Annotated in this window: 3 protein-coding genes; all 3 read left to right on the top strand. The window is 36.8% G+C overall.

Annotation, left to right across the window (positions count from 1 at the left end):
- The first annotated feature begins 143 nt into the window (after window positions 1-143).
- The 3 genes from AB1414_20025 to AB1414_20035 all read left to right on the top strand — a co-directional run bounded on the left by AB1414_20025 (window position 144) and on the right by AB1414_20035 (window position 1,483).
- A complete protein-coding gene (locus AB1414_20025; GenBank protein ID MEW6609701.1) occupies window positions 144-356 on the top strand; it encodes a hypothetical protein in 213 nt (70 codons plus the stop codon).
- Window positions 353-805 carry a type II toxin-antitoxin system VapC family toxin gene (locus AB1414_20030; GenBank protein MEW6609702.1) on the top strand — a complete coding sequence of 151 codons (453 nt, stop codon included), beginning with the start codon at window positions 353-355 and terminating at the stop codon, window positions 803-805. Before AB1414_20025 ends, AB1414_20030 begins: the two co-directional genes overlap by 4 nt.
- Before the next feature lie 282 nt (window positions 806-1,087).
- Window positions 1,088-1,483: a cupin domain-containing protein gene (locus AB1414_20035; protein ID MEW6609703.1), complete on the top strand. Its 396-nt coding sequence runs from the start codon at window positions 1,088-1,090 to the stop codon at window positions 1,481-1,483.
- Window positions 1,484-1,982 lie beyond the last annotated feature (499 nt).

Raw genomic sequence — 1,982 nt, forward strand, 5'->3', positions numbered from 1 at the left:
AAGGATAAGTTGCAAAAAAATCATCAGGCTTTTGAGCCTAATTTTGCCCTCTTTGAGCAAAATAAACAGATTGATAAGGATAAAGAGAATTTTAGAAGTAGCATAAAATTTACGAAAGTCCAGTTTAAAAGGAGTATGTATAAATGAAGATAAAAGAAAAAGCCATGAAGGAATTGAAGGCAATGACACCGTTAGAAATTATCACGATTTATGAGATAATGCTTTCGTTAAAAATCAAAACAAAGAAGAAACTTCCAAATCATTCAAAAGCCTATATCAAAGTGAGAGAGGCATTAAGTAAATGCGACGGGTCGTTAAGCAATGACATACTTATGGAAAGAGAGGATAAAATTTGAAACTGTTCATTGATAGTTCCGCACTTGTTAAATTCTTTCATAAAGAAGAAGGCTCTCAGAGAGTTACGGAATTAATAGTTTCGGAAGACAATGAGATATGGATTTCCGAAATTGCCGGAGTTGAATTTCTCTCTGCGGTAACAAGAAGATTTAGGAATAAAGAAATAGATGAGGAGAATTTGAATAATGCCATTTCGGGTTTTGAAGAACAGTTAAGCACTTTCAATGTAGAGCCTGTAGGACATGCGATAATTAAAGAAACTGAATCTTTAATCAAACAACATGGAAAGTCACAAGGACTTAGAACACTTGACGCACTACACCTCGGAACATTTAATCTGATTGCTGAAAAAGACTGGGTATTTGTAGCAGCAGACGAAACTCTCTGTAAAGCAGTTCACCAAATGGGATACAGTTTTATAAATCCTCTTGAAGATCAGAGACAATAACAAGTTGAATACCAAGAGGAGGATAGATTAGGTTCAAACCTCGAAGATAGAATTTACAAAAAAGCGAAGATTAAGAAAAGAAGAAAAAGGCGGCGGAGCAAGTCTTTTACCTAACAAATCGTTGCAGCGGACGGCGGGGGACTGTGCCGTGGTCAGAGTTTTGTGGTCTCTCAAAGTTTTATCTTGCTATCAAACTTTTGTGGTAATTCTCCCCGCCGCACCTGAACTTTATCGTTAGACAACATTGTGTTGCAACGAAGACTATAAGGAGGTCAAAAAACGATGAGTACTTCAAGCGAAATGGTCAAGAAAGTTGAGGAAGGAAAGATTGTCTATTTTGAAAAAGAGGTAAATGTAAAAGATTTGGAATGGAATGCACATTCAGTATTCAAGGGTGTCTCATTAAAGCATCTTGTGAAAGGAGAATCTACAAATGGTAAATTCAGTTGTCATTTGGTGAAGGTAGAATCTGGTTGTCAAATTGGAGAGCATATCCACGAGGATAAATGGGAGTTACATGAGATAATTGGTGGAAAAGGCAAAGGTATTCTTGCTAATAAAGAAATTTTCTATGAAGCAGGTGTATCTGTTGTAATTCCTGAAGGGAAAAAGCATAAAGTTATTGCTACCGAAGAAGACTTATATTTGCTGGCAAAATTTGTTCCAGCATTAGTTTAAACAGCACTCACAAACGGTACTTAGAGATGATAATCTAATAGATTTCTGCACCTGATGCTATTGTGCTGATGCTCCATAGCGGCAGAGTTGTTAGGTGTACGGAAACAAAACGAGGTGAAACATGACAAAATTACTTAAGAAAGCTTTTAAGGAGGCATCCAGACTCCCCAATGTCGAGAAAAAGTTACCACGAATTAAACGAATTTTACGAATGAATACTAATTATTAGAATATTGTAACCGTTCAGGTGGTCTGGTGTCTAGGTGTCTGAGTTACATAGACTACCAGACACTTAGACACATTTTTATTCGTCCAATTTGATATTCCATCTAAGGGGTCTTAAGAAAGATAAATTGTTAGAGGCATTAAATAAAGGTAACTATTCAGCCTGTAGGAAAGTAGGAGAGTAGGGAAGTAGGAAAGGGGAGACATTGTCCCCAGAAGAGGAATACCGTGCACATCCTTTATCCCTTTCCTACTACCTACTTGCCTACTATTT

The organism is bacterium (genome assembly GCA_040755795.1).
Taxonomy (GTDB): Bacteria; UBA9089; CG2-30-40-21; order CG2-30-40-21; family SBAY01; genus JBFLXS01.

Excerpts from the sequence above, each read along its gene's own strand:
- AB1414_20025 (MEW6609701.1), top strand. The coding sequence starts at position 144 with ATGAAGATAAAAGAAAAAGCCATGAAGGAATTGAAGGCAATGACACCG.
- AB1414_20035 (MEW6609703.1), top strand. The coding sequence starts at position 1,088 with ATGAGTACTTCAAGCGAAATGGTCAAGAAAGTTGAGGAAGGAAAGATT.